This window comes from Streptomyces sp. NPDC096048 (assembly GCF_044763415.1).
Taxonomy (GTDB): Bacteria; Actinomycetota; Actinomycetes; order Streptomycetales; family Streptomycetaceae; genus Streptomyces.
Window position 1 is genome coordinate 347202 of the sequence record NZ_JBIWGG010000007.1, and the last position, 25099, is coordinate 372300.

The following is a 25099-nucleotide window of genomic DNA, read 5'->3' on the forward strand; positions in this document are numbered from 1 at the left end:
CCCGCCGCGTCGTCCGTGGCCGGTGTCAGCCGGCCTCGTGCAGCGTGAGGTCGACGACCAGCGCGCGGTGGTCGGTGTCGGCCAGGTCCAGGAACCGGGCGCGGTGGGCGGTGAAGTCCTCCGACACCAGGACGTGGTCGATCTGCACGCCGAACGCCGGGGCGGTCCGGGCCGGCCAGGTGGCCGTCCGGTCGGCCCCGGCCAGCCGGGCCGCGTCGCGCAGTCCCGTGTCGAGGATGCGGCGGAAGGCGGCGTGGTCCTGGGAGGCGTTGAAGTCGCCGGCGAGGACACTGGGGGCCCCGCTGCCCCCGGCCTCGGCGGCGACGTCGCGCAGCGCGTCCAGCTCCGCGCGCCACAGGCCGACCTGGTCCGGCAGCGGCGGCATCGGGTGGGCGAGCTGGAGCCGTACGGCGTGGCCGCGCACGTCGGCGACGGCGCCGGGCATGCCCATGGTGCCGGGGACGCCGGGGGTGGCCTCCAGCGGGAACGCGCTCAGGATGACGGACCCCTCGGAGCCGCCGCCCTCGACGGCCTGCCGGTGGGGGTAGTCGGCGGCGAGGTCGCGCCGCAGCGCCGCGTCGCACGTGTACTCGCACTCCTGTACGAACACGATGTCGGGCTTCTCGCGCCGCACGGCGGAGATCAGCTCGCCGGTGCCCTGCCCGAACTCCACGTTCGAGGTCAGCACCCGCAGCTCGGCGACGGGCAGCCCGACGGGGTCGCCCGTCTTGCCGTACGGCTCGATGAACCACGCCAGCAGCCCGAGCAGCACCACCCCCCACACCGCGCCGGCCCACCACCGGGCGAGCAGCGTCAGCAGCAGCCCGGCGCCCGTCGGCACGAGCAGCCAGGGCAGGAAGGCGAGCAGCTGCGGGACGGGCGTGACGCCGTCGCTGTCGGCGAGGCGGCAGCCGACGACCACGCTCACCCCGGCGAACAGCAGTCCCGCGCACCAGGCCCCGAACGGCCGCCCGGCGCGGCGGGCCGCCGGCCGCTCCCGCGAGTCCGTCCACTCACCGGTCGTCGTGTCGGTGTCCGTGTTCAAGTCCCGGCCCTTCGCTCGCGGGTACGGTGCCTGCCTGTGCGATGCCCGCATCCTCCGTCCAAGACGGGAGCCGGGAGCCGAAAGTTGCGTACCGGGCGCCCTACGCCTCCGCGTGGAACTCCCGGACCACCTCGACGCGCCCCACGATGTGCCGGTTGAACTCCTCCAGCTCCTCCGCCGGGACCCACAGCTCCAGGATCGTCTCGCCGCCTGCCCGGCGTACCGGGTAGCGCTCCAGGAAACCGGCGTCGACCTCGAAGCGCGTGACGTAGCCCGAGCCGGACGCGGGGACGTTCCAGTCGCGGGCGATGCGGACGGCGTAGTCCTCGTTCAGGACCGGGTAGAAGATCGGCTGCTCGGGCAGGCGAGGCGGCCAGGCGGTCCAGCCGGAGGCCTCGACCAGGGCCGGCTCCTCGGGTCCGGTGGGGCGCCACAGGGTCGTCGTCTTGGGCATGGCCGGTGACCCTGGCCGCCCGGTCGGGAGCCCGGCGAAGGAATCACCCGGCGCCAGGCGGCTCGCCCGGTCAGAGCCGCGCCCGCGGCCGCCGGGGCGGTGCCGGGTCGGCGGCGGTCCCCGCCGGTGCCCGGCGCCGGCGCAGCAGATGTCCGTACCGGCCCGTGAGCCAGGAGGCCAGGGCGACCGTGAGACCGAGGGCGACCAGGAGCCAGGAGGCCGTGCGCAGGGTGTCGGTGAGGGCGTCGTAGACGGCGCCCGCCGCCGGCCCGTCCACCGCCCCGTCCACCGCGTCGGGGAGTTCGGCGACGGTGAACCGGCGGCCGACCACGACGGCGAGGGCGAGCAGCGCTCCGCCGAGGGCGGTGCCGATGCCGGCGGCCGTGACCGCGCGGCGGCGGCAGGCGGCGACGGCGATGCCGGTGACGGCGAAGACGACGGCCGCCAGCGGCAGCCACAAGGCGGCGACGTCGAGCACGTGGTAGCCCTTCCTGAGCCGGTCCGCCTCGTGGGCCGGGAGCACGGTGACCGCGGTGTGCCGGACCGGGATGCGCCGCGCGAACGGCACGTTGTCGTCGGTGAGCCGGTCCTTGACGCGGGCGGTGACCGGGGCCAGGTCGACGGTGACCGCGCGTCCGCGCGACCGTTCGTCCCGCAGGGCGCGCAGTACGGCGTCGTGGACGGTGCGGTTGGCCGCGTCCCAGCCCTCGCGGAAGGCCGCGGTCCGGGTGAAGGACCGTGCCGCGTCCCGCACGAAGAGCCGCACGGTGCCGCTCGCGGGACCGGCCGCGACCTGGTCCACGATCCCGTCGCCCACCGTGTGGCCCACCGCGTCGGCGACCGCGTCCCGTACGGCCGGATCGTCGGCGAGCGGCGACATGGCGGCGACGTACCGTCCGGTGTCGCCCGGTCCGTACGTCGCCCAGCCCGCCAGCGTGCCGCACGGCGCGAGCAGGCAGGCGAGGGCGATCAGGACGGCCGACAGGGCGTTCCGGTGGCGTGGCGACACCCTTCCAGGCAAGGCCAGGGGAGCGGCACGGGCGACCGGCGTGACTGCATATGGCCCACGCACGGCCCACATACGGCCCCCACGACCCATGACCCACGACCCACGACGAGCCGGACGGGCGTCCCGCCCGTCCGGCCGTGCGGCCGTGCGGGCCGTCAGGTGACCGGGTGTCCCCGCGCGTCCTCGTGGGTGTAGTAGCGGTAGAACAAGGTGGCGAACACCGCCGCCGCGAGCAGCAGGGACACGACGACGCAGGTGAACATGGCCACGCCGCTCTGCGCGTACAGGAACCCCAGCGCGCTGCCCGCGAAAGCGCCCCACAGGACCGCGTGGCCCTCGCGCGGCAGCCGCTGGGCGACTGCCCGGACCACGGCGAAGAGCACGACGAACGCGAGCGCGGTCATGAAGCCGAACAGCAGGTTCCAGCCGGTGACGGGGCCGCCGTGGCGGTTGATGGACGCGGCCCAGTAGCCGTAGACCAGCCCGACCGTGACGGGCACCGCCCATTTCGCCACCTTGTGGGCGCGCTCGCCGAAGACATCGGGCGGCGGCGTACGGCCGTGCGTGCCCGTCCCGGGGGCCGCCCCGGGAGCCGTTCCGGTGGATGTTCCGCGTGCCGGTACCGCGTGAGCCATGGCGCACTCCTCTCGCCTCGCCCCCGTATACCAGCGCACACCGGGGAGGGCCGACCGGCAAGTCAGGATGCGGGCCGCGATGGCGCGTGTTTCGCTGGGCCCCGTGTTCAGTCGCGACCGCAGGCCGGTGCGCGGCCGGTGGCGGCTGCTCGGCCGACTCGTCCAGGCCGCCGGCCGGGGCGACCTCGTGTCCCGGCACGAACTGCTCAGTGTCCGCGGGCACAGTGTGGCCTGGCTGTTCCCGTTGCTGCTGCTCGCCGGAATCTCGGCGGCCGACGTCACCACCGGCGCGTTCCACATCATCTCCTGGACGGTGCTCGTGCCCGGTGTCGCCGCGGCGATCTGCGGGGTGCGGTCCACGGCCCTGTACGCGGTGGCCGCCGTCGTCGTCTACGTCCTCGCCGACACCACCTGGCAGCATCGCGAGCAGACCGGGCTGCCCGGCCTGATCCTCGTCGCCCTGGGCGGCTCGATCGCCGTGCTGGCCGCCGCGCTCCGGGTCGGCGGCGAGCAGCGCATGCTGCACATGCGGGACATCGCCGAGACCACCCGCCGCACCGTGCTGCGCCCGCTCCCGGCGGGCTTCGGCGGCCTCGACCACGCCGCCGTCTATCTCTCCTCGGACACCGAGGCCCGCGTCGGCGGCGACTTCTACGACATCCAGCCCGGCCCGCACGGCACCCGCGTCCTCGTCGGCGATGTGCAGGGCAAGGGCCTGGGCGCGGTGGACACGGCCGCCGCGCTGCTCGGCACCTTCCGCGAGGCCGCCTACCACGAGCCGGACCTCGCGACGGTCGGCGAGCGCCTGGAGACCCGTATGCGGCGCCACCGCGCGCACACCGCGGCCCTCGGCGGGTCCGACGGTGACCGTTTCGCCACCGCCGTCCTGATCGGCTTCTCGGAGGACCTGCCCGACGCCGTGGACGCCGCCTTCTTCGGCCACGAACCCCCGCTGGCGGCCGGTCCCGAGGGCGTGCGGCCCCTGGCGGACGCCGGCGGGCTGCCGCTGGGCATGGGCGACCTGGCGTCCGGCCCGGCGGTGTCGGTGCGCCGGCTGGCCCTCGCGGCGGACGAGACGCTCCTCGTGGTCACCGACGGGGTGACCGAGGCCCGCGATGCCCAGGGATGCTTCTACCAGCACGCCGAGAACGTCACCCGCGCGGTCGCCGCCGACCCGTCGAACGCGGCGCCGTCGAAGCTGGTGGCGCTCGTCCGGGACGGCACGCTGCGGCACTGCCGGGGGCGGCTGGCCGACGACACCACGGTCTTCGCGGTACGGCGGACGGGCCGGCCGCCGCAGTGGCCGTAGCGCCTGTCCGGTGGGGGCCCGCCGTGGGGACCGGGGTCCGTCGTGGGGACCGGGCCCCGTCATGGAGACCGGGGGTCCGTCATGGAGACCGGGGGCCCCGCCGCGTCGACGCCTTGTTCCGCCTTGTGGCCGGCCGCACCGGACCCCGCTGACCGGCGTCGACCGGTCACCTCGCCTCCCGCGGCCTCGGCCGCCGGTCAGGCCCTACGTGCCCCGCTTTGCAGCCGCAGCGGTTACGGTGCTGCGGTACGTGATCGACAGGGGGAGGGGACATGCCCGGAACCGTGCTGCTGCTCGCGGCGTCGCCCGTGGGCAGGGGGTGCCTGGTGGACGCAGCCTCCGTGCTTCCCGTGCTCGCGGCCGTGCCGCCCGCCGTGCTCTCCGGCACCGACACCGCGAACGTCGTCGAGCTCGCCGACCCGCTGGAGCCGCAGGCCGTCCTCACCCGGCTGCGCGCCGCCGCGGCGGCCCCCGGACCGCTGACCGTCTACGTCGCCGGCCAGCTCCAGCTGGACCGGCGCCAGCGCCTGCCGCACCTGGCGCTGGCCCGTACGACACCGGCGACCGTCCGCTACACCGCCCTGCCCTGGCACTGGATCCGCGAGGAACTGCGGCTGCGGCCGAGCGGCGCGACGACGCTGCTGCTCGACCTGCACGCCGACCAGGAGACCTGGCAGTGGCTGCGGACCAGCCCGCTGGACTCCGGGCGCAACAACGCCGTTTACGGTCGCATCGCGCCGCCGCCGTCGAGACGGACGGTGGCGGCCCCGTCGTACATGCGGGCCGTCGCGACGATCCTGCGCAGCGGGCACCGGCCGCCGCCGGACCAGCTGCACCAGCAGGCGCTGGTCCGCGCCGCGGCCGATGCCGCGGGCAGCGGTGCGGCGGCCGGCGCGGAAATGGTGCTGACCGCGCCGGGGCCGGAGGCGGGCGACCCGCACGCCGTCATCGCCGCCGCCGTGCAGTCCGGGCGGCACGCGGACGCCGACGAACTCGCCGCCCGGCACGAGCGGGCCGCCGCCCACGCGCACGGGCCCGCTTCCGAGGACGCGCTGCACTGGACGGAGGTCCGCGCCGACCTGGCGATGTTCGCGGGCGATCCGGTGCGCAGCTGCCGGGCCTGGCTGACGGTGGCCGAGGCCCGGCTGGGCGCCGGCCAGCCGCCGCAGGCACCGGCGGTGGAGGCGGCCGTCGACCGGGCCCACCACCAGTGGGGGCAGGTCCGGGACGCCGGGCCGGCTCGGGAGCTGGGTGCGGCGCTCGCCGCGTTGCGGGGGCGGGTGCCGGGGCGGCGCGAGGGCGCGTTGGACCATGTGCGGCGGGAGCTGAGCCGGTTGCAGGTCCAGGGCTGAGGCTTCTGGGCGCGACGGCCCCGGTGTGCGCGCCCGCGTGCGCGTCACGGCAGCGGCGTACGGACCCTCCCCTGTGCGCGACAGCGGTGCCATGATGGTGAGTTATGGCTGAGGGGGACGGAGTGGTGACGCGCGGTATCCGTATTCGGCTGGACGGGTCCGCGAGCGAGAGCGATGTCGACGCCCTGCACAAATGGCTGGAACGGGAGAAACCGCTCGCCGACCTGGCCCGGATCGACCAGCTCCGCATCGACGAACACAGCCGGACCGACGAGGCCGGCGCCCCGATGGGCACCGGCATGGACATCGTCGTGGCGGTGATCGGGGGCGCCGCGGGCGCGATGTTCCAGGGAGTGGTGGACCAGGTCAGACGATCCGTGGAGGCCTGGCGGGCCAACCGCCGCGAGGTGGAGGACGGCGATCCGCCCGAGGCGCGCGTCGAGCCGGTGCGACCCGACGACAGGTAGGCGGCCGGTGACCGGTTACGACCCGCGGGGGAAGGCGAACCGGGCGCTGTTGGTCGGAGTGTCCGAGTACGACAACACGACGCCGCCGGACGGCGTGCCCGGCGACCTGCCGGCGGTCAAGCACAACCTGAACCGGCTGGAGGAGGCGCTCCGGCACGGCGGGGTCTTCGGTGAGCGGGAGATCACGGTGTGCCGCTCTCCCGACCAGGGCACCTTCGACCAGGAGCTGTGGAAGGCCGCCAATGAGGCCGACGGCGTCCTGCTGCTGTACTTCGCCGGGCACGGGGCGATCCCGAACGCGGGCGACGAGCTGTTCCTGCAGATGCGCAAGGCACGCGTGGTCGCGGGCGGGCACGCGGTCTTCCCCGGCGCGGTGCTGTTCAGTGTCGCGCAGGCGATGCTCGCCGCCAGTCCGGCCCGGCGGATCGTGGTCGTCCTCGACTGCTGCTTCGCCGGCAACGCCGCCTGGATCCGCCCGGAGCCCCGCGACAAGCGGCGGGTGCTGCTGCTGATGAGCGTGCAGGCCAACCACCGCATCGACGCGGGCGGTCCCGACACCCCGACGCCGTTCACCGCCGAACTCGCGGATCTGTTGGAGGCGGACGGCGACGTGTCGTTCCGCGCGCTCGTGCACGACCTGCGGTCCCGGATGTCCGCGGCGGGTCACCGGACGGTGCGCGGTGATGTCTGGGAGCCGGAGAGTCGCGCCGAGCCAGGGGTGGACGTACTCCTCGCCGCCCGGGCGGGGGCGACCGGAGGCCCTCCCGCGCCTCAGCCCGCGCCCGCCCCTCCCAGCGGCCCCGGCCCCGGCCCCGGGTCCGACCCCGGCCCCGGCTCCGTCCCCGGGCCTGGGCCCGTCCCTGGCCTCAAGGCGGAGCCCGTGCGCCGGGTCGGGGCTGTTCTGCTCGGGTTGCTGGGCGGGATGGGTGCGGCCGGTGTCGCGCTGGTCCGTCGCATGAGTGGCTCCGGGACCCGGGAGGAACGGGACGGCGACGGAGGCTCGGACGGGCAGGCCGGCGGCGAGGAAGGGAAGGGCAAGGGCAAGGGGAAGGGCGGAAGGAGGCGGGAGGGGCGGACGCGGCGGCTGGTCGCCGGGGGTGTCGTCGTGCTGGTCCTGGTCGGCGCCGCCCTCGGGTTCGGGGCCTACCGGCACCTCGTTCCGACCGGCGGCCCCTCCTCCTGCGCCCCGCCACTGGAGCTGCGCGTGCTCACCGACCCCGACCTGGAGCCGACCGTCCGGGCCGCCGCCGACGCGTATCTGACGTCGGAGGCGAACACCACCGGCGACGGCTGCCGGCGCAGCGGCATCACCGTCTACGGCGCGGGCGCCGCCGACGCGGTCACCGCCCTGCGCAAGCAGACCGGCGCCTGGCAGGAACCCCGCGAGGCCGACGCCAACCCGCAGCGTGACGTCGGCCCGCAGCCCGACGTCTGGATACCCGGCTCCCCGGCCGACGCCGCCCGGGTCGCCGCCGGGCAGGACACCGACACCGTGGCCGAACTCGACCCCGATCAGGAGCCCTTCGCGTACTCCCCGGTCGTGCTCGCCGTCCCGCAGGACATCGCCGCCGACGGACTCGACGACCGCACCGGTCCCCCGCTCACCCGGATGATCGACGACCTGCGCGCCCGGCACGCGGGCGCCGCGGTGCGCCGTCCCGACCCGGAGTTCACCGACACCGGACTGCTGGCCACGATCGCCCTGTACGGCACCCCGGGCGCGGCCGGCGCCCGTGACCCCCGCCGTGCCGAGGACCGGGTCGCCCAGTCCGGGCCGCCCGCTCCGACCGCCGCCGAGCTGCTGTGCGTGCTGCCCGACGACGACGCCGTCGACAACCGCACCGCGGCCCTCGTCCCCGAGTTCCTCCTGAAGAGCGGCGTCGGCTGCGACAGCGCGCGCCGCACCCCGCGCATGGCCCAGTACCCGGGCGACGTACCGGGTCTGGAGCCCCTCTTCGTCCGTGTCCGCTGGCAGGGCGCCGACCGCGACGCGGCCGACCGCGACCGCGAGGCGGACGCCTTCCGGGAGTGGCTCACCGGCGAGGGCGGCCGGGCGGCCTTCGCCCGGGACGGCTTCCGTTCGGCCACCGGCGACCGCGCCCTGCTGGACCCCACCGACGCCGAAGGGGTACTGAGGGCGCCGTCGCCGCTGACCGAGTCCGCCGGGCGGGACGCGATGGAGGCGTCCCTGGAGGGCTACCGGGGTGCGAACGGCCCCGGCCGGGTGCTGTTCCTGCTGGACAGCTCCGGCTCGATGGCCGGTCAGTGGGAGGGGCCCAGCGGTGGGCCCGGGCTGCTGAAACAGTCGTTGGGCGGGCTCGGCGACCGGGACGAGTACGCCGTGTGGGCGGTGTCGGACACCGGCGGGGACACCCACGAAACCCTGCTGTCCTTCGGCCCGCACACCCGCAAGGACGCCGAGCGCGCCATCGACCGCGAGGCCGGGGTCCGGGACGCCGAGGCCGACCCCGGCGGGGCGCTGCGGGCCGCGCTCGAAGCCATGGAGGTGCGGGACGCCGCCGACGAGCGTCCCGGCCTGATCGTCTTCGTCACCGACGACGAGGACGCGGACCGGCTCGCCGACGACGGCTACGCCGACCTTCTGGCCCTCGCGCGCGCGAGACACGTGCCGATCGCGATGGTCTCCCTGAAGGGCGGCGGCTGCGACGAGGGGAAGCCGGACGCCCGGATCTCCGAGGCGAGCGGCGGCCGCTGCCTCGACGCCGACGACGATCTCGGCGCCGCCCTGCACGACGAGGTCGCCCGCACCGGAACGGGGGAGGCGTGATGCGCGGAGTACCGCTCCGAAGACACCGGAGACAGCCCCGGCGACGGCCGGCGGTGCTGCTGGCCCCGCTGTTCCCGCTGTTCCTGCTCGTGCCGACCGCGTGCACCGGTGGTGGCGGCGACGGGAGCGGGCCCGCGGCCTCCCCCTCCGCCGACGTGCCCGGCGACATCGTGGTCGCCAGCGGCCGGGACGTCACCGGCAAGAACGGCATCCGCCAGCGGCTCATCGACGCCTGGAACACCGAGCAGGAGAAGGCCGGCACCGGCTACCGGGCCCGGCTGGTCGAACTCCCCGGCAACGCCGACGAACAGCGCAGCCAGCTGCTCGGCGCGCTCCAGTCCGGCAGCGCCGCCTACGACGTGGTCAACCTCGACGTCACCTGGGTCCCGGAGTTCGCGGCCGCGGACCTGATCAGTCCGCTGTCGGGGACGCTGCTCGACGAGGACGTCATCGCGCCCGTCGCGAGCACCGCCCGCTGGGACGGCAAGGTGTACGCCGCGCCCTTCAACAGCGACGTCGGCCTGCTCTACTACCGGCGTGACCACCTGAGCCAGGCGGACGTCGAGCAGACCGACCTGACGGGCGGCCTGGACTGGCCGGAGCTGAAGAAGCTGATCAACGCCGTGGGCGACCACAAGCCCGACGGCTACGACAAGGGCTGGACGACCCAGCTCGCCGCGTACGAGGGGCGGACGGTCAACGCGGTGGAGGCGTTCGCGTCGGCCGTACCGGACTTCGCCCTCACCGACGAGGACGGGGACTACGACGCCACCGTCGAGGAACTGACGGAGGGGATCACCGAGCTGCGCCGCCGTACCGAGGCCTCGTACGTGCTCCCGGACGCCTTCCACTCCGACGAGGCGGCGTCCCTCGGCGACTTCGCGGCCGGCCGCACCACCTTCCTGCGGCACTGGCCGTACGTGTATCCCGCCCTGCACCAGTCGTTCCCCGACGGCGACCGGCTCGGGGTGACCGCGTTGCCGGGGCGGGCCGTGCTCGGCGGCCAGAACCTCGCCGTGACCGCGGCGTCCCAGCGGAAGACCAAGGCGACCGACCTGATCCGGTACCTGACCGGCAAGGAGAGCGAACGCTGCCTGCTGGACGCCGGTTTCGCGGCGACGCGCACCTCCGCCTACACGGACGACGCCGTGACGTGCGCGGTGGGTGCCGCGACACCCTCCGCGGCGCCCACCGGGGAGAGCGCCGACACCGTGCCCCGCGACGCGGCCGGCCGCCCGGAGTACGCCCGCGACATCCTGCTCCCCGTCCTCCGGAATTCGGTCCACCGCCCGCGTACGCCGCTGTACGGTGCCTTCACCCAGACCTTCACCACCGAGCTGGGCGCCCTCTTCGCCGACGACCCGCCGGGTGACGCGGAACTGGCACGGCGACTGGACGAGGCGCTCAGACGCGCCCTGCCGGACTGACCGCCCTGCGGGACTGGCTGCCCTGCGGCGCTGGCCGCTCTGCGGGGCTGGCCGCTCTGCGGGGCTGGCCGCTCTGCGGGACTGAACGTCCTGCGGGACTGAACGTCCGGCGGCGCGGCGCCGCACCGACGCCTCAGCGGCTCACGGTGACCAGTGAGTCCGTGACCGATGCGTCCGTGACCGAGGTCGTGTCCCCCGCCGGGGCGGGCGCCGGCCGGTGTGCCGTGTCCGTCGGTCCCGCGTTCGCGGCCAGCAGCAGGCAGGCCACGGCGGCGACGGCCGCGGCGAGGGCTCTGGCGTAACGTTCGGCGGTGCGTGTGCGTTCGGGCACGGTGTCCTCTGCGGGGGCGTACGGGATTGTGTCAAGCACTGTTAAGCGCGTTTAATCCGCGGTTTAACCTAGAGCCGTCGGAGTCGAACGGCAAGAGTCGCATGGGGAGTTGGCAGTGGGGGACCGTGACGACCAGGGGGCCATCGGCCGCCGGGTGCAGCGACTGCGGGCCGAGCGCGGGATGACCCAGCGCCAGCTCGCGGAACCGGCCTACACACCCGCCTACATCTCCACCCTGGAGGCCGGCCGCGTCCGCCCCTCCGACGAGGCGCTGCGGCACCTCGCCGAACGGCTGGGCGTCGGCTACGAGGAGCTGGTCACCGGGCGTCCGGCCCGGCTCGCCACCGATCTGCGGCTCAGGCTCACCGAGGCGCGGCGCACGCTCGCCACCGACGGCGCCGAACACGCGGCCGGGCAGTACGCCGAACTGCTCGCCGAGGCCGAGACCCACGATCTGCCCGAGGAACGGGCCACCGCGCTGCTCGGGCTCGGGGAGTGCGCCGTGGAGACCGGCGAACTGACCGCCGGACGCCAGTACTTCGAGCGGGCCGAACAGTGCCTCGCCGACGCCGGAGCCCCGCTGCCCGCCCGCGTCCCGGCCCTGCGCGGACGCGCCCTCGCCCACTACCTCGCCGGTGAACTGCGGTACGCCGTCTACCTCCTGGAGACCACCCTCGACGAGCTGAACCGCGGCGGCCTGCACGACCCCGACGCGCTGCTCCTGCTCTACGCCAGCGCCATCGGCCCGTACATGGACATGGGCGCCCACGCGCGCGCCGCCCAGGCCGCCGAACTCGCCCTCTCCCTCGCCCCCAGCGCCGGCGACCCCGCGCTGGTGGCCCGCATGCACCGCTCCGTCGCCCGCACCCTGCTCGCCGAGGGCCGCCTCGCCGAGGCCGACGCCTCGCTCGCCAAGGCGGCCGAGCTGTACCGCACGCTGCAACTTCGGACCGAACTGGCCAACTGCCACTGGATGCGCGGCTACGTCTGCGCCCAGAACGGCGAACTCCCGCGCGCCGAGGAGGAGATGCGGGAGGCCCTCGGCATGCTCTCCGCCACCCGCGCCGCCCTCTACAGCAGCCAGGTCGCCGTCGAGCTGGCCGACGTACTGCACCGGCGCGGCAAGTCCGAGGAGGCCGCGGAACTGCTGCACGGCGTACTGGACGACCTCTCCTCCGAACGCGGCGCCGTGCACTCCGCGGGCGCGCACCGGCTGCTCGGCATCATCGCCGAGGACGCCCGGGACACCGAGGCCGCCGAGGAGCACTACGTCCGCGCCCTCAGTCTGCTGGAACGGGCGGGCGCGGCCGGGGACCTGGCCGACCTGTGCCGGCTCCTCGGCGACCTGCTGCGCCGCACGGGCCGGGTGGAGGCGGCCCTCGACGTCTACCGCACCGGCCTCGGACACCGCACGGCTCCCGGCACGACGACCCTGGGCCCGGCGCCCGCACAGCCACCGCTGTAGGGAATCCTGGGCGGTGCACAGGGGCGCCGGTCAGTGTGCTCGCGGGGGCAGAGACGAGCGGGGCGAGGAACGTGGACGACCGACGAACCGTGGCCGACGGTGTGCGGCTCGCCGTGCGCGCGCTGGTGTACGCCGTGCTCGGCGGCGCGGCGCTGCTCGCCATCGCCACCGTGGTCTCGGTACTGGGCCCGGCCCTGGCGCTCGACCTGTACACGCCCCCGGTGGCGGCCTGGTGGACGGTGTTCACCGCCGTCGTCGTCCAGGGCGTGCCCTTCCTGCTGCTCGGCACGGTCGTCTCGGCGGCGATCGGGGCGTTCGTGCCGGAGCGCGCCTTCAGCCGACTCCTGCCCCGCAGCCAGGCCCTCGCCGTGCCCGTCGCGGGTGCGGCGGGGGTGGTGCTGCCCGGTTGCGAGTGCGCGTCGGTGCCGGTGGCCGGGAGCCTGATGCGGCGCGGGGTCGCCCCGGCGGCCGCCCTCGCGTTCCTCCTGTCGGCGCCCGCGATCAACCCGGTGGTGCTGGTGGCCACGTCGATCGCGTTCCCCGGACAGCCCGCCATGGTCGCCGCCCGCCTGCTCGCCTCGCTCTCGGCCGCGGTGGTGATGGGCTGGCTGTGGGTCCGGTTCGGGAAGGACGAGTGGTTGCGGCTGCCGAAGGGCCGTCCGGCGCCCGGAGCGGCGTCGTACGGCTGGACCGGCTTCGTCTCCGGACTGCGCCACGACTTCCTCCACGCGGGCGGCTTCCTCGTCGTCGGCGCGGGCGCGGCGGCCGCCTTCAACGTCGCCGTGCCCCGGTCCGTCCTGGACGTCTTCACCGACTCCGTCTGGCTGTCCGTGCTGCTGCTCGCGGTCCTCGCGGTGGTGCTGTGCGTGTGCAGCGAGGCGGACGCGTTCGTCGCCGCCTCGCTGAGCGGGTTCTCGCCGACCGCGCGGCTGGCGTTCATGGTGGTGGGGCCGATGGTCGACCTGAAGCTGATCGCGCTCCAGACCGGCACCTTCGGCCGGGCCTTCACGGTGCGGTTCGCGTCGGTGACCTGGGTGGTGGCCGTGGCGAGCAGCGTGCTGGTGGGGTGGTGGCTGCTGTGAGGCGGTACGGACCGGCGGTCCTGCTCGCGCTGACCGGCGCGGCGGTGCTGCGCATCTCGCTCTTCGGCGACCTCTACCTGCGGTACGTGCAGCCGGGGCTGCGGCCGTACCTGATCGTGTCCGGGGCCGTGCTGGTGCTGCTCGCGGCGGCGACGGCGCTCGCCCGGCGCGGCCATGAGGACCCGGACGGGGACGCGGACGAGGGGACGGGTGGGGAGACGGACAGGGAGACCGGCGAGGGGACGAGCGGGGAGACGGAGGCGGGCGCCCACGGCCACAGCCACGGCCCCGCCGGCCCCCGCGTCGCCTGGCTCCTCTCCCTGCCCGCCCTCGCCCTGCTGCTGTTCCCGCCGCCCGCGCTCGGCTCCTACAGCGCCGGACGCGAGGCGGCGCAGCGTGCGGCGCAGGGCGTCGGCACCTTCCCGGCGCTGCCGTCCGGGGACCCGGTGGACCTGACCCTCGCCGAGTTCGGCTCCCGCGCGCTCTACGACAGCGAACGGTCGCTGACCGGCCGCACCGTCCGCCTGACCGGCTTCGTCACCCACGGCGAGGACGGCACCTGGTACGTCACCCGGCTCCTCGTCTCCTGCTGCGCCGCCGACGCCACCACCGGCAAGGCCGAGATCCGCGGGGCCGGCGCGCCGCCCGTCGACACGTGGGTCACGGTCACCGGCCGCTGGCATCCGGAGGGCGGACTCGGTTCGGACGCGGCCTGGCCGCCGGTCCTCGACGCCACGGACGTACGCCGGGTGGAGCAGCCCGCGAACCCGTACGAGAAGCGCTGAGCTCCCGGTTCACGACCCCCGGCCCGCCTTGGTTTCCCCTAGTCGGGCACGGGTAGTCGAGCCTGCGGCCGCGTGAGTGAAGGAGGCGGTGCGCGTGCGGCCCAGCGACGAATCCGGATGGTCCTCGGACGGGGCGCGCGCCGCCGAGTCGATCGCCGCGGAGGTGCGGGGCACTCCGCCGGGCGAGGTGCCGGGACGCCTGTGCGAGACGGCCGTACGGCTGCTGCCGGTGACCGGCGCGAGCGCGTCGCTGCGCGGCGACGGCGTGCCGGTACGGCTGTGCGCCAGCGGCGACCGGGCGACGTACCTGGCGGAGCTCCAGGCCACGCTGGGCGACGGTCCGTGTGTGAGCGCCGCCGAGTCGGGCGCTCCGGTGCTCGCCTGCGATCTGACGGCCACTGCCGACGCCGGCCGGTGGCCCGTCTTCGCCCAGCAGGCGACGGCCGTCGGCGTCCGGGCGGTGTACGCCCTGCCGTTGGGCGGCGACGCCGGGTGCCTGGGCACCCTCGACCTCTACCGGGACACCCCCGGCCCGCTGACCGGTCCGCAGCTGCGCCTGGCGCGACTCGTGGCGGGCGTCATGACGACGGCGCTGATGGCGCTGCCGCGCGGGGAGGAAACCTGGCTGGACCGGCTGGCCGGTGAACACGACGAGGTCTACCAGGCCGTCGGCATGATCATGGCCCAGCTGGGAGTCGGCGCCGACGAGGCCCTGGCCCGCCTGCGCGCCGACGCGTTCGTACGCGGCCACACCGCCCACGACGTGGCCCGCGACGTACTCGCCCACCGCCGGCGCCTCGACCGCGACGACTGGTAGGCGGTGCCCCGGCGGCACTGTCGTCGGCCGTCGGTGGACGGTGTCCCCAGCGGCGTCGTCGCGGTCGTCGCTAGACCTGTGCCCGCCCCTGCCGCCGGGCTTCCGTCAGCCGCTCTGTCCCCGCCTCGACGGCCGTCCAGGTGGCGTCGTCGGCCGGTTCGCCCAGGGCGCCGTTGGTGAGGCTGATCGCGTCGTCGCCCACGCGCACGGCGACGAGGTCCACGGTGAGGACGGCACCCTCGGCGTCCACCGTCACCCGCAGGCCCTGCCGGGCGTCCCCCGCCTCCGGTGTGGTCAGGTCGGTGACCCGGACGTCCAGGGCGGTGCCGCGGGCGGCCCGGGCCGTGAACCGCCCGCACGTGTCCGGCAGCGTCCCGAGCCAGGTCAGCACCCTGTCGATGTCGGCCGCGCGGTACGAGGTGACCCGGTAGTGCAGCTGGGCCCCGCCGGCCGCGTCGTCCAGGGCGGTCATGGCCCTGGGGACGATGGCGGCGCCGAAGAGCTCCTCGGTGTAGAGGACGTCCAGCAGCCGCCCGCAGTCGGGCCGCTCGGCGGTGGCCTTGAGCACCTGGTCCCGCCAGGTCGCGGCACCCCGCGTCGGCACCCACGCCTCCCCCAGGTCGGCCTCCGTGATCAGGGCCGCCCGCGCCTGCCCCCGGGTGAGCGCGGGCGGCACGGCGGGCGAGGGAAGCGTGGCCGGGGACTGCGCGGTCGCGGGCGCGGTGCCCGCGGGCCGCTCCGTCGCCCGGCCGCCGGCGGAACAGGCGGCCACCGCCAGCGCCAGCGCCGCCGAGAGCGCGGGGACGAGCAGGGGACGGGCGGCGGGGGCATGCTGCACAGGTGCCTCCTGGCGGGCCGGGGCGACCGGCGCCGTTCCGGATCGGTCGCACCCTCCACGGCACCACCGCCCCCGCCCCACCACCAGCGTGCGGGGCCGTCCGGGTGAGGCGCCCGGCGTAAAACGGCTCGCGGCGGCGTCCGCCCGCGGGTACCGTCGCGTCCATGAAGCGCGCCCGCCATTTCCTGATGACGACGCCGGGGAGTGTCCCGGCGCGCTGACTGCTGAGCAGATTCCGAAGCCCCGGGGCGAGCGCCCCGGGGCTTCTTCGCGTGGTGCTCGTCCTCCGTCTTGAGGAGACCCCGTGCACGACCAGGACCAGAACCAGAACCAGAACCAGAACCAGGACCAGGACCAGAACCACGACCGAATCCCCGCCCCCGCCCCCGGCCCCGGCCACGACCACCGCCGCCTCGGCCGCGAACTCGGGCTGTTCGACACCGACCCCCTGATGGGCGCGGGCCTGCCGTACTGGCTGCCCGACGGGGCGGTCGTCCGCCACACCCTGGAGGAGTACGTCCGCGAGGCGGAGCGCCGGGCCGGCTACCGGCACGTGTACTCGCCCGTCCTCGGCAAACGCGAGCTGTACGAGATCTCGGGTCACTGGGAGCACTACCGCGACGACATGTTCCCGCCGATGGAGCTGGGCGCGGAGGAGGTCGTGCTCCGCCCGAGTCTGTGCCCCCACCACGCCCTGGTCTACCGCTCCCGCTCCCACAGCTACCGGGAACTGCCCCTGCGGATCGCCGAGCTGGGCGCCATGTACCGCTCCGAACCGTCCGGCGTGCTCGGCGGTCTGACCCGTGTGCGGGCCATCCACCTCAACGACGCGCACATCTTCTGCACCCCGGACCAGGCCGCCGCCGAGGCCCGCGCCGCCCTCGGCCTCATCCGCCGCGCCCACGCCGACCTCGGCATCCGGGCCGCCCGCTACCGCCTCTCGCTGCCCGGCCCGGGCGGAAAGTACGTCGCCGACCCGGAGCTGTGGCGGCGGGCCACCGCCCTGCTGGAGGAGGCCCTGGACGGGCTGCCGTACGAGGCGGTGGAGGGCGAGGCCGCCTTCTACGGACCCAAGATCGACGTGCAGGTCGCGGACGCGGCCGGGCGCGAGGCCACCCTCTCCACCGTCCAGATCGACTTCCACCAGCCCGAACGCTTCGGCCTGCGCTACACCGGCCCCGACGGTGCCCGGCACCGCCCGGTCATGGTGCACCGCAGCGTCATCGGCAGCGTGGAGCGGGTGGTCGCGCACCTGATCGAGGCGTACGGCGGGGCGTTCCCGGCGTGGCTGGCGCCGGTGCAGCTGGTGGTGCTGCCGGTCGGTGAGGCGCAGCAGGACCCGGCGTACGACCTCGTACGGCGGGCCGGTGAGCACGGACTGCGCGCCGAGGTCGCCGGACCGGAGCAGGGCACCCTCGGCGCCCGCGTCCGGGCGGCGCGGAAGGTGCCGTACCAGGCGGTGATCGGCGCGCGGGAGGCGGCGGGCGGCGACCTGGCGGACGTACGGCTGCGGGACGGGCGCCGGCCCGGGCGGGTGCCCGGCGCGGAGCTGCTGCGGCGGATCGCCGGCCGGGTCCGGGCGCGCGGCCCCGAGCTGTGGGAATCCGCGTGAGCCCGCGTAGGGTCACCGGGACCCGCGCCCCCCACTGAGCCCGAGGAGTCCCGCCGTGACGACCGACCCCGGCCGGCAGACCGTTCCGGTGATCATCGACTGCGACACCGGCATCGACGACGCGCTGGCCCTGCTGCTGGCCGTCCGCCACCCCGGGCTCGACCTGCGCGCCGTCACCTGCGTGGCCGGGAACACCGACGTGGAGGGGGTCGTACGGAACACCCTGACCGTGCTGGAGCAGGCCGGCGCCCCGGACGTCCCCGTCGCCCGGGGTGCCGAGCGCCCGCTGATCGAGGGCGTACGCACCGCCCGGCACGTGCACGGGCACGACGGCATGGGCGACCTCGGTCTGCCCGCGCCCACCCGCACCCCCGTCGACGTGGACGCGGTGACCCTGCTGCGCCGGGAGATCCTCGCCTCTCCCCGGCCGGTCACCCTGATCCCCACGGCTCCGGCGACCAACATCGCGCTGCTGCTGCGCACCCACCCGGAGGTCACCGCCCACATCGAGCGGATCGTGTTCATGGGCGGCGCGGTGGCCACCGGGAACGCGACGCCGGTCGCCGAGTTCAACGTGTGGCACGACCCGGAGGCCGCCGCGATCCTGCTCACCGCGGGAGTGCCGATCACGATGTACGGGCTGGACGTGTTCCAGCGGGTGATCGTCCCGGGACCGGACGTGCGCCGTCTGCGGGCGAGCGCCGAGCCCGGCACCCGGCTCGCCGGTGAGCTGCTCGCCCACCGCGGCCCCGCCACCGACGAGTCGGACCCCGGCGGCGGCCTCGGCGACGCGGGCGCGGTCTGCGCGGTGCTCGACCCGCAGGGCCTGACCACGCACCGGCTGCCCGTCGAGGTGTCGCTGGCACCGGGACCGGCCCGCGGCCAGACCCTCGTCGACCGCCGGATCCGCCCCGGCGAGTCCGAGCTGCACGAGGGAACCCGCGAACAGCCGCTGGTGGACGTCGCGTTGGACGTGGACGTGGCGCGGTACGTGAGGCTCTACCTGGGGGCGGTCGAGCGCACCGGCGGGTAGCGCACCGGCGCGTCGCGGGCGCGCGGGTTCGCTTTTCGGGTGATGTGGACAGATCTATTCGTGTCGCCCGCACGCATCGCGAAGGAGACCGCGTGACCGTACGCAGCACCACCCGCACGCCCGACCTGTCGTCCAAGGACCCCAACTGGTGGCGGCAGGCCGTCATCTACCAGGTCTACCCCCGCAGCTTCGCCGACGCCGACGGCGACGGGCTCGGCGACCTGCGCGGCATCACCCAGCGCCTGACCCATCTGGCGGCCCTGGGCGTCGACGCCCTGTGGCTCAGCCCGTTCTACCCGTCCGAACTCGCCGACGGCGGCTACGACGTCGACGACTACCGCGACGTCGACCCGCGTCTGGGCACCCTGGACGACTTCGACGCGATGGCCGCCGAAGCCCACCGGCTGGGCCTCAAGGTGATCGTCGACCTGGTCCCCAACCACACCTCGCACCGCCACGCGTGGTTCCGGGAGGCTCTGGACGCGGGCCCGGGTGCCGCGGCCCGCGACCGCTACGTCTTCCGCGACGGCCGCGGCGAGCGAGGGGAACTCCCGCCCACCGACTGGCAGTCCGTCTTCGGCGGCAGCGCCTGGGAGCGGGTGCCCGACGGACAGTGGTACCTCCACCTCTTCACCCCCGAGCAGCCGGACCTGAACTGGGAGAACGAGCAGGTCCGCGCCGACTTCCGCACCACGCTGAAGTTCTGGTGCGACCGGGGCGTCGACGGCTTCCGCGTCGACGTGGCGCACGCGCTGGTCAAGGACCTGACCGAGCCGCTGCGCGACCTCGGCTCCCCCGAACTGAGCAGCGAGGCGGCGCTCGCGGAGTTCGCCCCCGGCACCCACCCGTTCTACGACCGCGACGACGTCCACGAGGTCTACCGCGACTGGCGCAAGATCCTCGACGCCTACACCCCGCCCCGCATGGCGGTGGCCGAGGCGTGGGTGCCGGGCGCCCGGCGCGCGCTGTACGCCCGCCCGGACGAGCTGGGGCAGGCGTTCAACTTCGAGTACCTCCAGGGCGGCTGGGACGCGGCGGAGCTGCGCGAGATCATCACCGGCTCGCTGGCCGACGCGCACGCCGCCGGCGCCTCGGCGACCTGGGTGCTCTCCAACCACGACGTGGTGCGCCACGCCACCCGCCTGGTCCTGCCGCCGGGCACCGACACCGACGCCTGGCTGCTGTCCGGCGGCCACGCACCGGCCGTCGACGCGGCGGCCGGCCTGCGCCGGGCCCGTGCGGCGACACTGCTGATGCTGGCGCTGCCCGGCTCGGCGTACGTCTACCAGGGCGAGGAGCTGGGCCTGCCCGAGGTGGCCGACCTGCCCACCGAGGTGCTCCAGGACCCGATCTGGGAGCAGACCGGGCACGTCCGCAAGGGCCGCGACGGATGCCGGGTGCCGCTGCCGTGGACGACGGGCGGGCCGTCGTACGGCTTCGGCGCGGGCGCGGCGTGGCTGCCGCAGCCGCCGGACTTCGCGTCGTACTCCGTCCAGGCACAGGACGGAGTGGAGGGCTCGACCCTGGAGCTGTACCGCACGGCCCTGCGCCTGCGCCGCAAGCTGCTCGACGGCGAGTCGCTGACCTGGGCGGACGACGTCCCGGCCGGGGTCCTCCGGTTCGACCGCTCGGACAGGTGGCGCTGTGTCACCAACCTCTCCGGCACGACGGTCGACCTGCCGGCCGGGGAGGTGCTGCTGAGCAGCGCACCGCTGGACGACGGCCGCCTGGGCCCCGACACGACGGTGTGGCTGGCGCTGTAGGCGGCCCGCGGGGATGTCCGGGGCCGGCGGCGGGCGGTCGACGACCGCCGGTCCGCGCGCGGTGGTGCCGAGCCGGCGGCCCCGTCCTCGACGCGGGGCCCGGGTGTCAGTAGCGCACGGCCCGGGCCACCACCGCGCGCACGTCCCCGGACAGGTCGTGGCTGCTGCGGGCGGTGGCGCGGGCGGACTTCCCGGCGGGGACGTCGGGGACGGTCACGACGGCCGTGTCGAGCAGCGTGCCGCCCGGGTCCGTGTAGTCGACCTGCACCGCGAAGGACTTCGTCGAGTCGGCGGTGTTGCGGACGGTGACCTCGACGGTGGTGCGTCCGTCGGCGTCGGTCTCCGGGCCGCCCAGTCGCACGTCGCCCTTGACGTCGGCGCCCTCGCGGATGTCCTCCAGCCACCGTCCGGCCTCCGCGGTGGCCGACGCCACGGCGTCCGCGCCCTGGGAGGCCAGCGAGGAGGCGGCCGACGCGGCCCGGCTGGCCGCCACGCTGCCGGCGTCCGACGGCACGTCACCGTCGCCGCCGCCGTCGGAGCAGCCGGTCAGTACGACACCCGCCAGCACCACCACGCCGACTGCCCCACGCACGCTGTGACCGGTCATGCCGCCTCCAGGGACCTGGTGAGTACACGTCCCGCGAGAGCACGCGGGTCCCCTTCAGTGAAGGTCGGCGGAGGCCGGCGCGCACACCGGCGTCAGGCCGGACGGAGGAATCCCGCCGGCCCACAGGCTGCCCGCTCCGGGCGGGAGCCCGTGGTGCGGCCGGGTCACACGTGTCCCGATCCGCCGCTGCCGAAGGCTCCGCTCGATCCCGGCAGCCAGCGGCGGCGGTTCTGGTCCTCGCCCCGGCGGCTGCCCGAGTGGTGGAGCTGGTACGGCATGAGCCGTGGGCTTCCGTCCGCCGCGAGCGGGATCTCGTCGGGTTCCCGCGCCTCCCGTTCCTCGTGGACGGCGCCGGTCGCGGGGAGTCGGCCGTGCTCGTCGGCGTGGGGGCGTTCGGACTCGCGTTCCATGACCCGCAGGCCCATGCGTACGGCCCAGATCAGCGCGCCGGCGATGACCAGCCCGCCGATGAAGGCGATCGTCACGTTGAGCGCGTGCGAGGACGCGGCCAGCAGTTCATACGTTGCCGTACTCATGTTCTGATTATGTACCCCCAAATGAGATAAAGCGCCAGGAATGTCCGTAATGGTCTCCCGGAGGGTCCCGAGGGGTCCCGAGGGGCGCCCGCCGTGATTGAAGGCGGCCGGTCGCTGGTACCCGGCACACCGCGGCGGCGCCGTTCCCGAGCCCGCCGCCCCTCGCACCGCCGGTGGAAGGAGCGCCCCATGACCGCGCCGTTGACGGCCGACGCCCATGAGTACGGCCTGGCCGGGGACGGCACCGCCGACGACCGGCCGGCGTTGCAGAAGCTGGTGGACGCGCTGGGCGACGCCACCGCCGCCGACGGGCGGCCGCGCACCGTGCGGGTGCCCGCCGGGCGGTACGTGATCCGGGACCGGCCCGTGCTCTGGCGCAGCGGCGTCTCACTGATCGGCGCCGGACGCGGTGCCACCTGCTTCGCGCTCAGCAACCCGGGCGCCCCCACGCAGCCGGTCCCGCTGGCCTGGTTCACCACCGCCCAGCACGGCGCCGGGCGGGACAACCACATCGCCGACGTCACCTTCGCCCGCTTCGAGATCGACGGCTCCGGGGTCGAGACCGAGGAGTACGAGGTGCTGGCCAAGGGGCTCGGCCTGCAGTACGTACTGCGCGGGCGCTTCACCGACCTGTACATCCACGACACCGCAGCCACCGGCTTCGGGTGCGACTTCCTCCAGGACACCGTCGTCGAGGGCGTGCTGGCCGAACGGTGCGGACGGCAGGACCCCGGCGAGGCCATGGGCGGCGCGGGCATCGGGATCGGGGTCGGCGGCTGGGGTCCGGTCGAGCGGCTGGCGGTGACCGACTGCACGGCCACCGGGAACGGCACCAACGGCATCTTCCTCGAACTCCAGCAGGACGCCTGGATCCCGCCCCGCGGCATCCGCCTCACCGCCTGCCACACCGAGGGCAACCGCTACGGCATCTCCGACTGGGGCGCCGACGGCCTGCTGGTCACCGGCTGCACGATGCTCGGCAACCACGTCGCCGGGTTCGACGTGTCGGCGCAGGGCACGACGAGCGTCGGCGGGCGCGGCGGCATCGTCACCGGGTGCGTGATCGACGGCAACGTGGGCGACGGGATCGCGCTCGGCAACACCCCGGGCCCGTACGCCTTCCGCGGCAACCGCGTCAGCGACAACGGGCGGTACGGCTACTGGCAGCACAACCTGGCCGGCGGCGACCAGGAGCCCGCCACGGACATCGTGCTGGAGTCCAACGACATCCACGACAACGCCCTGGACGGCATCCGCGTCGACGCCCCGCTGCAAGAGCCGGCGATCTTCGGCAACCGGATCCGCGACAACGGCCGCCGCGCCGCGCCGGCGTCGGAGGGCGGCGGCGAGGGCGTGACCTGCGGCCCGCTGTCCCTGACCGACCCGCACGCCGACTGGCTCCCCGGCGGCCACCGCGGCAAGACGCTGACGGTGGGCGCCCCGGACGCCGAAGCCGACGCCGAGGTCACCGCCGTGGTCACCGACAACTCCGCGACCGGACTCACGCTCGCCCCGCGGCGCCCCGGCGCACGGACCGCCTGGCCGTCCGACGCCGTCCCCGGGACCGGCGCCGCCTACCGCCTCCCGGATTCCCCCGCCCCGCGCACCGGCCTCACCGCCGCCGCGGCCGTCACCCACCCGTACGTGCACGGCAACCGCGTCCGGGACGACGGGCACCCGCGCACCCAGACGCACGCCCTGTGGATCGCGCACGAGGCCACCTGGACCGGCGGCCGGGTCTCCGGCAACGACTTCAGCGGCAACGCCTCGGCGGCGACCCGCTTCGACTCGGCGCCGAGCGGCGGCCGCTGGCGCGACAACGACGGCTGACGCCCCCGCCGTTGTCGCCGCCGGGAGGGACCACCCGCCCGCCGCCTCACGGTGCCCGCAGCGCGTCCACCGCGATCCGGGCCGCCGTGCCGATCACCGCGTCCGCCGCGGGGAGGACGGCCGCGGTGTGGGCGGTGCGGGTGAAGACGGCCACGGCGTAGCGGCCGCCGTCGGGGTATTCGACGACGCCGATCTCGTTGCGCAGGGTCGGCAGGCTGCCGGTCTTGCCGGCCACGTGGACGTCGTCGAAGGGGAAGCCCGAGGCCAGGCGGTGCGGCCAGACCTGGAGGCCCATGACGCGGCGCGCGGCGGCGCCGTACTCGGGCGGGCAGGCCTCGTCCCGCCAGAGGGCGGTGAGCAGGCGGGTCATGTCGCGGGGGGTGCTGCGGTTGGTGCGGGCCGGGTCCAGGGCGCGGAGCCGGGTGATGACGTGCGGGTCGGTCAGCGCCCGGGTACCGGCGGGACCGGCGTCCTCGCGCATGAGGGCGAGCATCTCGCCGAAGCCGGACACCGCCCGCGTGCGGGTGAGGCCGAGCCGGTCCGTGGTGCGGTTGACGGCGTCCAGGCCGACCCGGCGCAGCAGCAGGTCGGCGGCGGTGTTGTCGCTGACGGACATCATCAGGAACGCCGCGTCGCGCAGCGACAGCCGGACCGGGTCCAGCATGGCCGCCAGCCCGGTGGGCCCCGGGGTGCGTCCGGCCGGCGGGCACTCGACCTGCTCGGTGAGGTCCAGCACCCCGGCCGCCGCCAGCTCGTGCAGCGTCACCAGCACACACACCTTGTGGACACTGGCCGTGCACACCGGCTGGTCCGCCCCGGCCCCGATCTGCGCACCGGAGTCGATGTCGACGGCGTGCAGCCACCCGGTGACCCCGGCGTCGGCGAAAGCGGCCTGGAGGCGTCCGGTAACGATGTCGGTCACAGCCAGAACTCCGATGCCGGGCGAAGGTGCAGTGGCCGGGCGGGTGCCTCCGAGCGGGCGCCGGCCGTGGTGCGCAGGGCGTGCGTGGCCGCGTCCGCGAAGGCGCCGACGGCGGCGTCGCCGCGCCCCTTGGGCCAGGCCACGGAGTGCCGCCAGGCCAGCGGGGCCCCGGTCAGCGGGCGCCACACCAGGTCCCCGTCGGCGGGGGCGGCGAGCTGGGTGTCGCGGGGGCCGAGGGCGACGGCGCCGGACGACAGCACCAGGCCGCGTACGAAGCTGGCGCCCTGGCCGTGCCGTACGGCGGCGGGCGTGTAGCCGCCCCGCGCGCAGGCGGTGAGCAGGTCGTCGTAGACGGCGGGGGCGCCGGCACGCGGGAAGAGGACCAGGTCGTATCCGGCGAGGGAGGCGAGCGGCACCTCGTCCAGCTCCGCCTGGGCGGCCCCGCGCGGCAGCAGCACGCCGAGGTCGCGGCGCAGGACCGGGCCCAGCTCCAGGCCGGTGACGTCGCAGGGATGGTGGATGAGGCCGACGTCCAGCTCGTGGGCGGCGAAGGAGGCGAGCTGCTGGGCGGTGGACAGCTCGTGCAGCTCCAGCTCCAGGCCGGCGTGCCGGCGCCGGAAGTCCGCCAGCAGCGCGGCGACGGTCTCGCCGGAGATGTCGGGGGACAGGGCGGCGCGCAGCAGGCCGGTCTCGCCGTCCCGGATACGGCGCGCGGCGGCCCGGAAGGACTCGGAGCGGGCGAGCAGCTCACGGGCCTCGGCGAGCAGCAGCGTGCCCGCCTCGGTGATCGCCACCTGGCGGCTGGTGCGCTCGAAGAGCCGGACGCCCAACTCCTTCTCCAGCCGCTGGATGCGCTGCGACAGGGGCGGCTGCGCCATGCCGAGGCGGGCCGCGGCACGCCCGAAGTGTGACTCTTCTGCAACAGCCACGAAGCACTCCAGGTGCCGCACCAGGTCCACGACCAGTAATCATATCGGGGATTGATCGATCCG

23 protein-coding genes are annotated in these 25099 nt (G+C 75.3%); 13 read left to right on the plus strand and 10 right to left on the minus strand.

The window, feature by feature from the left end:
- Positions 1–25: 25 nt before the first annotated feature.
- The 4 genes from ACIQ6R_RS21540 to ACIQ6R_RS21555 form a co-directional block, all read right to left on the minus strand.
- Positions 26–1045, minus strand: a complete 1020-nt coding sequence (locus ACIQ6R_RS21540) for an endonuclease/exonuclease/phosphatase family protein (RefSeq protein ID WP_404222881.1) — start codon at positions 1043–1045, stop codon at positions 26–28.
- 100 nt (positions 1046–1145) lie between these two features.
- Positions 1146–1499, minus strand: coding sequence for an ADP-ribosylation/crystallin J1 (locus ACIQ6R_RS21545; protein WP_404222882.1), 354 nt, complete (start codon positions 1497–1499; stop codon positions 1146–1148).
- Positions 1500–1569: 70 nt separating this feature from the next.
- Positions 1570–2508, minus strand: a complete 939-nt coding sequence (locus ACIQ6R_RS21550; RefSeq protein WP_404173161.1) for a hypothetical protein — start codon at positions 2506–2508, stop codon at positions 1570–1572.
- 155 nt (positions 2509–2663) lie between these two features.
- Positions 2664–3143, minus strand: coding sequence for a hypothetical protein (locus ACIQ6R_RS21555; protein ID WP_404222883.1), 480 nt, complete (start codon positions 3141–3143; stop codon positions 2664–2666).
- A 67-nt stretch (positions 3144–3210) separates the two neighbouring features.
- Between ACIQ6R_RS21555 and ACIQ6R_RS21560 the strand changes: the two genes are divergently transcribed.
- The 5 genes from ACIQ6R_RS21560 to ACIQ6R_RS21580 all read left to right on the plus strand — a co-directional run bounded on the left by ACIQ6R_RS21560 (position 3211) and on the right by ACIQ6R_RS21580 (position 10486).
- A complete protein-coding gene (locus ACIQ6R_RS21560; RefSeq protein WP_404223023.1) occupies positions 3211–4452 on the plus strand; it encodes a PP2C family protein-serine/threonine phosphatase in 1242 nt (413 codons plus the stop codon).
- A gap of 272 nt (positions 4453–4724) precedes the next feature.
- Positions 4725–5804 (plus strand): hypothetical protein, encoded by a 1080-nt coding sequence (locus tag ACIQ6R_RS21565; protein ID WP_404222884.1) that lies wholly within the window; start codon positions 4725–4727, stop codon positions 5802–5804.
- 104 nt (positions 5805–5908) lie between these two features.
- Positions 5909–6271 carry a hypothetical protein gene (locus ACIQ6R_RS21570; RefSeq protein WP_404173170.1) on the plus strand — a complete coding sequence of 121 codons (363 nt, stop codon included), beginning with the start codon at positions 5909–5911 and terminating at the stop codon, positions 6269–6271.
- Positions 6272–6278: 7 nt separating this feature from the next.
- Complete coding sequence (locus tag ACIQ6R_RS21575) at positions 6279–9059, plus strand: substrate-binding domain-containing protein (protein ID WP_404222885.1); 2781 nt, start codon at positions 6279–6281, stop codon at positions 9057–9059.
- Complete coding sequence (locus tag ACIQ6R_RS21580; protein WP_404222886.1) at positions 9059–10486, plus strand: extracellular solute-binding protein; 1428 nt, start codon at positions 9059–9061, stop codon at positions 10484–10486. The genes ACIQ6R_RS21575 and ACIQ6R_RS21580 overlap by 1 nt, the downstream gene beginning before the upstream one ends.
- Positions 10487–10619: 133 nt before the next feature.
- On the opposite strand, the gene ACIQ6R_RS21585 is transcribed toward ACIQ6R_RS21580, so the two are convergent.
- On the minus strand, positions 10620–10817 hold the full coding sequence (locus tag ACIQ6R_RS21585; protein WP_404222887.1) for a hypothetical protein: 198 nt from the start codon (positions 10815–10817) through the stop codon (positions 10620–10622).
- 115 nt (positions 10818–10932) lie between these two features.
- Here ACIQ6R_RS21585 and ACIQ6R_RS21590 point away from each other — a divergent pair, with 115 nt between their 5' ends.
- The 4 genes from ACIQ6R_RS21590 to ACIQ6R_RS21605 all read left to right on the plus strand — a co-directional run bounded on the left by ACIQ6R_RS21590 (position 10933) and on the right by ACIQ6R_RS21605 (position 14966).
- Complete coding sequence (locus ACIQ6R_RS21590) at positions 10933–12282, plus strand: helix-turn-helix domain-containing protein (RefSeq protein WP_404222888.1); 1350 nt, start codon at positions 10933–10935, stop codon at positions 12280–12282.
- A gap of 71 nt (positions 12283–12353) precedes the next feature.
- Positions 12354–13364: a permease gene (locus ACIQ6R_RS21595; protein WP_404222889.1), complete on the plus strand. Its 1011-nt coding sequence runs from the start codon at positions 12354–12356 to the stop codon at positions 13362–13364.
- A complete protein-coding gene (locus ACIQ6R_RS21600; protein ID WP_404223025.1) occupies positions 13361–14149 on the plus strand; it encodes a TIGR03943 family putative permease subunit in 789 nt (262 codons plus the stop codon). The genes ACIQ6R_RS21595 and ACIQ6R_RS21600 overlap by 4 nt, the downstream gene beginning before the upstream one ends.
- Before the next feature lie 88 nt (positions 14150–14237).
- On the plus strand, positions 14238–14966 hold the full coding sequence (locus tag ACIQ6R_RS21605) for a GAF and ANTAR domain-containing protein (RefSeq protein ID WP_404222890.1): 729 nt from the start codon (positions 14238–14240) through the stop codon (positions 14964–14966).
- Positions 14967–15036: 70 nt separating this feature from the next.
- Here the strand turns inward: ACIQ6R_RS21605 and ACIQ6R_RS21610 are convergent, their stop codons facing one another.
- Positions 15037–15804, minus strand: a complete 768-nt coding sequence (locus ACIQ6R_RS21610) for a hypothetical protein (RefSeq protein WP_404222891.1) — start codon at positions 15802–15804, stop codon at positions 15037–15039.
- Between the two features lie 370 nt (positions 15805–16174).
- On the opposite strand from ACIQ6R_RS21610, the gene thrS reads away from it, so the two are divergent.
- From thrS to ACIQ6R_RS21625, 3 genes are all read left to right on the plus strand, one after another.
- Positions 16175–17416: a threonine--tRNA ligase gene (gene thrS / locus ACIQ6R_RS21615; protein WP_404223026.1), complete on the plus strand. Its 1242-nt coding sequence runs from the start codon at positions 16175–16177 to the stop codon at positions 17414–17416.
- 55 nt (positions 17417–17471) lie between these two features.
- Entirely contained in the window at positions 17472–18449 is a 978-nt protein-coding gene (locus ACIQ6R_RS21620; RefSeq protein WP_404173195.1) for a nucleoside hydrolase, read from the plus strand.
- A 92-nt stretch (positions 18450–18541) separates the two neighbouring features.
- Positions 18542–20212, plus strand: coding sequence for a glycoside hydrolase family 13 protein (locus ACIQ6R_RS21625; protein ID WP_404222892.1), 1671 nt, complete (start codon positions 18542–18544; stop codon positions 20210–20212).
- Between the two features lie 106 nt (positions 20213–20318).
- Here ACIQ6R_RS21625 and ACIQ6R_RS21630 read toward each other — a convergent pair whose 3' ends face one another.
- Complete coding sequence (locus ACIQ6R_RS21630) at positions 20319–20819, minus strand: FxLYD domain-containing protein (RefSeq protein WP_404222893.1); 501 nt, start codon at positions 20817–20819, stop codon at positions 20319–20321.
- Positions 20820–20983: 164 nt separating this feature from the next.
- Positions 20984–21355: a DUF6479 family protein gene (locus ACIQ6R_RS21635; RefSeq protein ID WP_404173204.1), complete on the minus strand. Its 372-nt coding sequence runs from the start codon at positions 21353–21355 to the stop codon at positions 20984–20986.
- A 189-nt stretch (positions 21356–21544) separates the two neighbouring features.
- Here ACIQ6R_RS21635 and ACIQ6R_RS21640 point away from each other — a divergent pair, with 189 nt between their 5' ends.
- Positions 21545–23185, plus strand: a complete 1641-nt coding sequence (locus ACIQ6R_RS21640; protein WP_404222894.1) for a right-handed parallel beta-helix repeat-containing protein — start codon at positions 21545–21547, stop codon at positions 23183–23185.
- Between the two features lie 46 nt (positions 23186–23231).
- Here ACIQ6R_RS21640 and ACIQ6R_RS21645 read toward each other — a convergent pair whose 3' ends face one another.
- Together ACIQ6R_RS21645 and ACIQ6R_RS21650 are read right to left on the minus strand one after the other, a co-directional pair.
- Entirely contained in the window at positions 23232–24107 is an 876-nt protein-coding gene (locus ACIQ6R_RS21645) for a serine hydrolase (protein ID WP_404222895.1), read from the minus strand.
- The gene (locus tag ACIQ6R_RS21650; RefSeq protein ID WP_404222896.1) at positions 24104–25036 is read right to left on the minus strand and encodes a LysR family transcriptional regulator; all 933 of its coding nucleotides are present in this window, start codon (positions 25034–25036) and stop codon (positions 24104–24106) included. The genes ACIQ6R_RS21645 and ACIQ6R_RS21650 overlap by 4 nt, the downstream gene beginning before the upstream one ends.
- Between the last annotated feature and the right edge of the window lie 63 nt (positions 25037–25099).